The organism is Kitasatospora sp. NPDC059817, assembly GCF_042731835.1.
Lineage (GTDB): Bacteria > Actinomycetota > Actinomycetes > Streptomycetales > Streptomycetaceae > Kitasatospora.
This window is the reverse complement of sequence record NZ_JBHWIR010000257.1, coordinates 1-7,731: the sequence shown is the minus strand read 5'-3', so window position 1 is coordinate 7,731 and position 7,731 is coordinate 1. Positions and strand designations below refer to the sequence as shown.

Genomic DNA, 7,731 nt, shown 5'->3' with positions numbered 1-7,731 from the left:
TTCGTACAGGCCGGAGGGGCGGGGCAGCGCGGCATTGGCGGCGGCCAGCACCCGGGCGCCGCCGTCGCGGCCGCCCCCCGCCCCCCCCGCCGCGCGGCCCCCACGCACGGGGCCGCCCACCGCACGGTCAGCTCGACGCCGCCCCGAGCCCACCCCGACGCAGCCCCGACGCAGCCTCAACGCCGCCCCGACACCGCCCCGATCCCGCCCGACGCCGCCCCCGAGGTCACCGCTCCGCGAACGAGGCCCCCGGCGTGGCCAGCACCCGGGCCGCGCTGCGGTGCCCGAGGCCGGCGGCCAGGTGCAGGTCGCCGGTCTCCAGGAAGCCGGCCAGGAATCCCGCCGCGAAGGCGTCCCCAGCGCCGGTGAGGTCGCGCACCTCGCTCACCGGCGGCACGGGCACCGTGAACGGCGCGTCCCCGGGCACGTCGACGGTGGTCGCCTGGGCGCCGGCCTTGGTGACCACGGTGGTGGCCGCCAGCCGGGCCCGCTCCGGCCCCGGCAGCCCGCCCACCAGCAGGCCCAGGTACTCCGCCTCGGACCGGTTGGCGAACACGAAGGTCGGCGCCAACTCGGCCAGCAGGGCGAGGAAGCGCTCCCGCCCGTACTGCTCCAGCATGCCGGTCGAGGAGGCGTCCACCGAGGTGGTGCCGCCCGCCCGCCGGACCCGCACCAGCGCGTCCACCGCGGAGCGGCCGACCGGGTCGCCGTCGAAGGAGTAGGCGGGCACGTGCAGGTGGGTCAGGCCGGCCAGCCACTCGTCCGGCACCCGGTCCAGCAGCTTGGCCGCGCCGCGGTCGGGCAGCATGGTCCGTTCGCCGGCCTGGTCGATCAGGACCACGATGCTGCCGGTCTGGCCGCGCCGGGCGACCCGTACGTCCACGCCGTGCCCGGTCAGTTCGGCGACGATGCCGTCCCCGACCGGGTCGGCGCCGACGCAGCCGATGAACCGGGCCGGGTACTGACCGGCGGCGAAGCTCGCGACGTTCGCCGCGCTGCCGCCGCGCCGCCGGAAGACCTGGGCGCTGGAGTCGGTGCCGTGCCGCAGCGGGCCGTCGACCCAGACGACGATGTCCTCGACGAGGTCGCCGAGCACCCCCAGCACGGGTCAGGCCCCGCTGCGGGCGGCGGCCGCCAGCGCGGTCGCGATCTGGCCGCCGAGCCGGACGTTGCCCCGGTAGACCTCGACGTTGACCTCCAGGCTGCGGCCCTGGGTGTCGCGCTGGATGTGGTCGAGCAGGAACGGCGTGGAGGCGTTGCCGGTGACGCCCTGGCGCTCGGCCTCGGCCCAGGCGCGCTCCAGGATGCCGTCGAGCTCCTCCGGCGGCAGCTGCTTGGCGGGGTCCACCGGGTTGGCGATCAGGACGGCCTGCGGCAGGGCGAGGCGGTCGCGGGCCTCGATGAGCCGCGCGGCCTCCTCGGGCGACTCGACGCTGAAGTTGATCTCGTGGCCGGAGTCGGTGACGTAGAAGCCGGGGTACTTGCGGGTGCGGTAGCCGATGACCGGGATGTTGAAGGTCTCGAAGCGCTCCAGGGTGGCCCGGATGTCGAGGATCGACTTCACGCCCGCGCTGATCACGGTGACCGGCGTGGCGGCCAGGGTGGTCATGTCGGCCGACTCGTCGAAGCTCTCGGAGGCGCCGAAGTGGACGCCTCCGAGGCCGCCGGTGGAGAACACCCGGATGCCCGCCCGGTGGGCGAGGAAGGCGGTGGCGGCGACGGTGGTGCCGCCGTGGCGGCCGAGCGCGGCGACCACCGGCAGGTCGCGCAGGCTCACCTTGTCCAGGCCGTCCGTCGCGGACAGTTCGGTGATCTGCTCGGTGCTCAGACCGACCGTGGGCACGCCCGCGTGCACGCCGATGGTCGCCGGGACGACGCCCGCCTCGCGCAGCTGCCGCTCGGCCTCCAGCGCGACGGCCAGGTTGCGGGGACGCGGCAGGCCGTGGGTGAAGATGGTCGACTCCAGCGCGACCACGGGCCGGCCGTCGGCCACGGCCTGCGCGACCTCCTCGGAGACGTGGATGGCCCGCGCGGAACGGGTGGCCGGCGCGGAGCCGGCGGCTTCGGGGGTGCTGGGGGGCAGTCCGGTCATGGTCGGATCTCTCTGTGAGATGCCACTGCGGTGGGGCAACGTGTCGCTCAGCGTATGGACGGTTCGCATCGGAATCCAGAATGAGTCCTGGGGCTTTCCATAGGCTCTGGCCTATGAGTTGGCTTAGGCTTGGGCCATGGGCTTCACCTTGCGTCAACTTGAGGTCTTCCTCACCGTCGCCGAGACACTGCACTTCGGACGGGCCGCCGAACGGCTGCACATCTCCCAGCCGACGGTCAGCCAGGAGGTCGCCCGGCTGGAGCGGACCGTCGGTGTCGAGCTCTTCGACCGCAGCCGCCGCTCGGTGGCGCTGACCGAGGCCGGCGAGGTGATGGCCGCCGAGAGCGCCCGGCTGCTCGGGCAGGCCCAGACGCTGCTGGCCCGGGTACGGCTGCACGAGGAGTCCCGGCTGGGGACGGCCCGGATCGTGGCCTCCCCCAGCGTGGTGAACCGGCTGCTGCCCGCCGTGGTCAGCCGCGCCGAACAGGAGCTGCCCGCACTCACCACCGCCGAGGTCGCCGTCGACACCGGCCAGGTCTCCACCGCACTGGCCGCCGAACTCGCCGACATCGGCCTCGGCCGCTTCCTCGACGAGGTGGCCGGCTACCGACTGGAGCGGATCGCCGACGAGCCGGTACGGGTCGCCCTCGGCCGGGACCACCCGCTGGCTGGCCGGACGAGCGTGCGCCTCGGCGAACTGCGCGACCTGCCGCTGCTGCTGTGGCCGCGCGAGCAGCACCCGCGCTACTACGACCACGTGCTCGGCCTGTGCGCGGACCACGGCGTCGACCCGCCGGTGCTGGTCAGCCCGCCGCGGATCGTCGGCTCCCGGCTCTACCTGCTCGCCCGCAACCGCGCGTTCTCGCTGGTGCCCGGCTCGATGACCGGCCACCTCACCGAGGACGTGGCCACCGTCCGGCTGGACGGCCGGGCCACCCTGCCACTGGAGATGCAGTGGCGGCTGGACGACCGCCGGCCCCGGCTGGCCACCCTGCGCGACCTGATCCGGCAGGAGGCCGCGGCCCTGGAGGTCGACTAGGCCCTTGCCGGGCCGATCTCGCCGGGCCCGGATCGGCCGGACAGGACCCAGCCACTCGTGACGGGTCACGCCGGGTACCCGAAGCACCCCCGGCGAATCCTTGACGCTGGCATGCCACCGCCGAAAGGATGCCCGGACCGCCCACCCGGCCCGCGGCAGCGCCCGCCGGCCGCCCGACCCCTGGGGACCAGCCTTGGCCGTCCGCCCGCTGCTTCGCCGCGCCGCCCGCCTCCTCGGCGCCGCCGCCCTGACCCTCGCCGGCACCCTCACCGCCGCCGCCCCCGCCCACGCCGACTTCGGCACCGACTACCACGACCCGGTCACCGCCACCCGGCCGCTCACCCGCCCCGACACCCGCTCCTGCACCGTCGAGGTGATGCACGACCAGCAGTTCCGCAACGGCTACGGCAACCCGCCCGACACCCCGTACACCACCACCCTCACCCCGCCCGCCGACTGCGCCGGGCCCTGGTCGGCGGTGGTCCTGGACCTCCACGGGCAGGTCGCCGGGCGGCAGTTCGACCGCATCTTCAGCGCCCGCGTCGGCGGCGTCCAGGTGCTGCTCTCCTCCACCCCCGAGCCGTCCAAGGACGGCATCGAATGGAAGCTGGAGCGCGATCTCACCCGCTACGCCCCGCTGTTCGCCGCCGGACCGCAGCCGTTCTCCCTCGACCTCGCCAACGTCACCGACGCCACCTACACCGGCGTCTTCACCATCAGCGCCAGTGTCACCTTCTACACCGCGAACGACCGCCGGCCCGCCGCCCACGCCGCCGACCGCCTGCTCACCACCGGGCCGTTCGCGCTCACCCAGGCCGCCCCCGCCGCCACCCGCGAGCTCACCTTCCCGCAGAACCTCGAACGCCTCACCGCCGAGGTCTACACCCGGGGCGGCGGCGCCTGCGAGGAGTTCGCCTACGCCTCCGCGCCCGACGACTTCGTCAGCGCCAACCCCGGCCTCGGCTCCTGCGGCAAGGGCCCGTTCCGCGAACTGCGGCTCACCGTCGACGGGCGGACGGCCGGCGCGGTCTGGCCCTACCCCGTCATCTACACCGGCGGGTGGGACCCACTGCTCTGGCGGCCCGTCCCCGGCGTCTTCGCCTTCGACCTGCCCGCCTACCGGCTCGACCTCACCCCCTACGTCGGACTGCTGCTCGACGGCCGCCCGCACACCGTCGGCATCGCGGTGAACGCCAGCGAGGCGCAGAACAACGACACCTGGACCGGCCAGATCAACCTCTTCGCCGACGTCGACCACGGCGCCGCCCGCACCACCGGGCAGCTCACCGACCACCGGGTCGCCCCCGAGGCCGCCGTCGACACCCGGCTCACCGACCACGGCGGCGGCAGCGGCGACTGGACCGTCACCGCCGGCCGGCACGACCTCGCCCGCGGCTGGGTCCAGACCTCGCACGGCCGGATCACCACCGAGGTCCGCGACGACCTCGCCTTCCGCTCCGCCCAGCAGCTGCGCGACAGCGGCAACGACGTGACCCTGCACAACCGCACCGACCTCACCCGCACCACCGCCACCTGGGGCGGCGGCCCGCACCGCACCACCACCGTGCGCGAGGGCGAACCGCTGGACGTCACCTACCGCGTCACCCACGACGCCGCCGGCAACACCGACCAGCAGACCGCCATGGACCTCGGCTACCACCGCGAGAGCACCGCGGCCACCGGCGGCCACGTCACCGAACGCTCCACCGTCGACCACACCCTGCGCCCCACCGCCCGCCGCCACGACGGCGACTCCACCGTCCGCACCGGCACCAGCACCGAGGACTACCGCAGCACCGGGCCCGACGGGCCGTACCACCGCACGCTCTCCTTCGTCGACGGCTGGCCGAAGCCGTAACACCGCCCGAAATCTCCCGACTTGCGAAATCCATCCGATTTCAGGCGGTTGACCCCTGGTGCACACGGCGTGGGAAGCGCATGATGGGAAGTGGACCTGCGAGGCAGCTGAAGGAGTTCGACCGCAGGAGGCAGTGGTGACAGATCGAGACGGATCAGGGTCTGCCACTGGTACTACCTCGGTCGACGATCGAACTGCCGGCCGGAGGACACGATGTCCGGAGGCCACCCCCGCCTCGTAGGTTCCCCGCGTCCACGGAGCGCCCCCTCGGCTCCGTGGACGCGTCCGTCGCGGCGGCGCCCGTCACTGCGGCACCGGGTAGCCCATCTCCCAGGCGTAGACGGCGATGCCGACCCGGTTCGCCACCCCGAGCTTGCGCTGGACGCTCGCGACGTGCGTCTTCACCGTGCCCGGCGAGATGAACAGTTCGGCGGCGATGTCCGCGTTCGTCCGGCCCGCCGCCACGTGACCGGCGATCTCCACCTCCCGCTCGGTCAACGGCACCACCGGCGCCGAGCGGGGCTCCGGACGGCGCGGCGCCGTCACCTGCCGCAGCAGCCGGACCGTGACCGACGGACTGATCAGGCTCTCCCCGTCCGCCGCCGCCCGCACCGCCTCGACGAGCAGCGCCGGCCCCGAGCGCTTCAGCAGGAACCCGGACGCACCGTGCCGCAGCGCCGGGTACACGTACTCGTCCAGGTCGAAGGTGGTCAGCACCACCACCCGCACCGGCTCCGCCACCCCCGGCCCGGCCAACCGCCGGGTCAGCTCCAGTCCGTCCATCCGCGGCATCCGGATGTCCACCAGCGCGACGTCCGGGCGCAGTTCGGCCGCCAGTTCCAGCGCGGCCAGCCCGTCGGCGGCCTCCCCCACCACCTCGATGTCCGGCTGCGCCGCCAGGATCCGCCGGACGCCCTCCTGGTCGTCCGCGATCAGCGTACGGATGATCCGCGGGCACTCACCGTTCGCACTCGTCACACCGTCCGTACTCGTCACGGCAGGCAGTCCGCCACGCCCGTCCGGACCGCCGGCCCCGCCCGCCGCCAATGCGGCCCGGCGGACGGGAAGTTCACGTCACGGGCCCGGCGCGGTTCACCGACGCCCGGTGAGGCTGGCGGCCATGAACGCTTCCAGTGGACATCCCCCCGTCAGCCGCCGCGGGATCCTGGCCGGTGCCACCGGTCTCGGTCTCGGCGGCGCCGTCTCCCTCTCCGGCATCGCGGCCACGCCCGCCGCCGCCGCCCCGCTGCTGCTGGAGCGGCCGGACCGCTCCGGCGCCCCGCGTGTCGCCGGGCTGCACCTCCAGTTCGGCTCGGACGCCTCGCGCGAGGTCGTGGTCTCCTGGCACACCACCGCCTCGGTCGGCAACCCCCGTGTCCGGTACGGCACTTCGAACGGCGGCTTGGGCCGCAGCGTGCAGGCCGACACCAGCACCTACCGGGACGCCAAGTCCGGCACCGAGGTCCAGATCCACCACGCCCGGCTGAGCGGCCTGCACCCCGACACGGACTACGTGTACGCCGCCGTCCACGACGGCGCCACCCCGGAGCTCGGCACCGTCCGCACCGCCCCGCGCGGCCGGGCCGCCTTCACCTTCACCAGCTTCGGCGACCAGGGCACCCCCACCCTCGGCAAGAAGACCGCGAACGGATACGCCAACGACAACCTGGGCAGCCCCGCCGCCGGCGACACCACCGCCGGAGTCGAGCGGATCGCCCCGCTGTTCCACCTCGTCAACGGGGACCTCTGCTACGCCAACCTCGCCACCGACCGGGTCCGCACCTGGTCCGACTGGTTCGAGAACAACAGCCGCTCCGCCCGCCACCGCCCCTGGATGCCCGCCGCCGGCAACCACGAGAACGAGCGCGGCAACGGCCCGACCGGCTACGGCGCCTACCAGGCCTACTTCGACCTCCCCCCGTCCGGCTCCGACGACGAACTGCACGGCCTCTGGTACGCGTTCACCGCCGGCGCGGTCCGCGTCATCAGCCTCAACAACGACGACGTCGCCTACCAGGACGCCGGCGACTCCTACGTCCACGGCTACTCCGGGGGCGCCCAACAGCGCTGGCTGGAACGGGAGTTGGCCGCCGCCAACGCGAACCCCGAGATCGACTGGATCGTGGTCTGCATGCACCAGGTCGTCATCTCCACCGCCGACAAGTTCAACGGCGCCGACCTCGGCATCCGCGAGACCTGGGTGCCGCTGTTCGACAAGTACGGCGTCGACCTGGTGGTCTGCGGCCACGAGCACCACTACGAGCGCTCGCACCCGATCCGCGGCCAGCAGCAGACCGACACCCGCACCCCCATCCCGGTCGCCACCGACACCCGGACCATCGACACCACCCGGGGCACCGTTCACATGGTGATCGGCGGCGGCGGCACCTCCGCCCCCTCCAACGGCCTCTTCTTCGAGCCCGCCAAGGCCCGCGTCATCACCGGCGTCGGCGCCGTCGACCCGGCCACCGGCAAGCGGCCCCCGCAGTACGTGATCGAGGACGCCCCCTGGTCCGCCTTCCGCGACGCCGACAACCCGTACGGCTTCGCCGCCTTCGAGGTCGACCCGGGCGAGCGCGGCGGCCGGACCACCATCGACGTCACCTACTACTCCGTCAGCGGCCCGTACGGAGACCTCGTCCCCGTCGACCGCTTCACGCTCACCCGCCCGCGCGGCGCCCGCGGCGGCGGCCGGGGACGCTGACCCCGGTCGCGCCCGGGGCGGTGGCGCCGGCCCGGACC

The 7,731-nt window shown here is 74.1% G+C and carries 6 protein-coding genes; 3 read left to right on the top strand and 3 right to left on the bottom strand.

Annotated elements, in window-relative coordinates:
* Positions 1-226: 226 nt before the first annotated feature.
* Complete coding sequence (locus ACFV61_RS32560) at positions 227-1,105, bottom strand: carbohydrate kinase family protein (protein ID WP_063350237.1); 879 nt, start codon at positions 1,103-1,105, stop codon at positions 227-229.
* 3 nt (positions 1,106-1,108) lie between these two features.
* Positions 1,109-2,092 (bottom strand): pseudouridine-5'-phosphate glycosidase, encoded by a 984-nt coding sequence (locus ACFV61_RS32555; RefSeq protein ID WP_380345679.1) that lies wholly within the window; start codon positions 2,090-2,092, stop codon positions 1,109-1,111.
* A gap of 136 nt (positions 2,093-2,228) precedes the next feature.
* Between ACFV61_RS32555 and ACFV61_RS32550 the strand changes: the two genes are divergently transcribed.
* Both ACFV61_RS32550 and ACFV61_RS32545 read left to right on the top strand, forming a co-directional pair.
* On the top strand, positions 2,229-3,131 hold the full coding sequence (locus tag ACFV61_RS32550; protein ID WP_063350236.1) for a LysR family transcriptional regulator: 903 nt from the start codon (positions 2,229-2,231) through the stop codon (positions 3,129-3,131).
* 193 nt (positions 3,132-3,324) lie between these two features.
* Positions 3,325-4,989: a peptide-N4-asparagine amidase gene (locus tag ACFV61_RS32545; protein ID WP_380495588.1), complete on the top strand. Its 1,665-nt coding sequence runs from the start codon at positions 3,325-3,327 to the stop codon at positions 4,987-4,989.
* A gap of 303 nt (positions 4,990-5,292) precedes the next feature.
* Here ACFV61_RS32545 and ACFV61_RS32540 read toward each other — a convergent pair whose 3' ends face one another.
* Positions 5,293-5,985, bottom strand: coding sequence for a response regulator (locus ACFV61_RS32540; RefSeq protein WP_380495586.1), 693 nt, complete (start codon positions 5,983-5,985; stop codon positions 5,293-5,295).
* 124 nt (positions 5,986-6,109) lie between these two features.
* Between ACFV61_RS32540 and ACFV61_RS32535 the strand changes: the two genes are divergently transcribed.
* Positions 6,110-7,693, top strand: coding sequence for a purple acid phosphatase family protein (locus tag ACFV61_RS32535; protein WP_380495584.1), 1,584 nt, complete (start codon positions 6,110-6,112; stop codon positions 7,691-7,693).
* Positions 7,694-7,731: the final 38 nt, after the last annotated feature.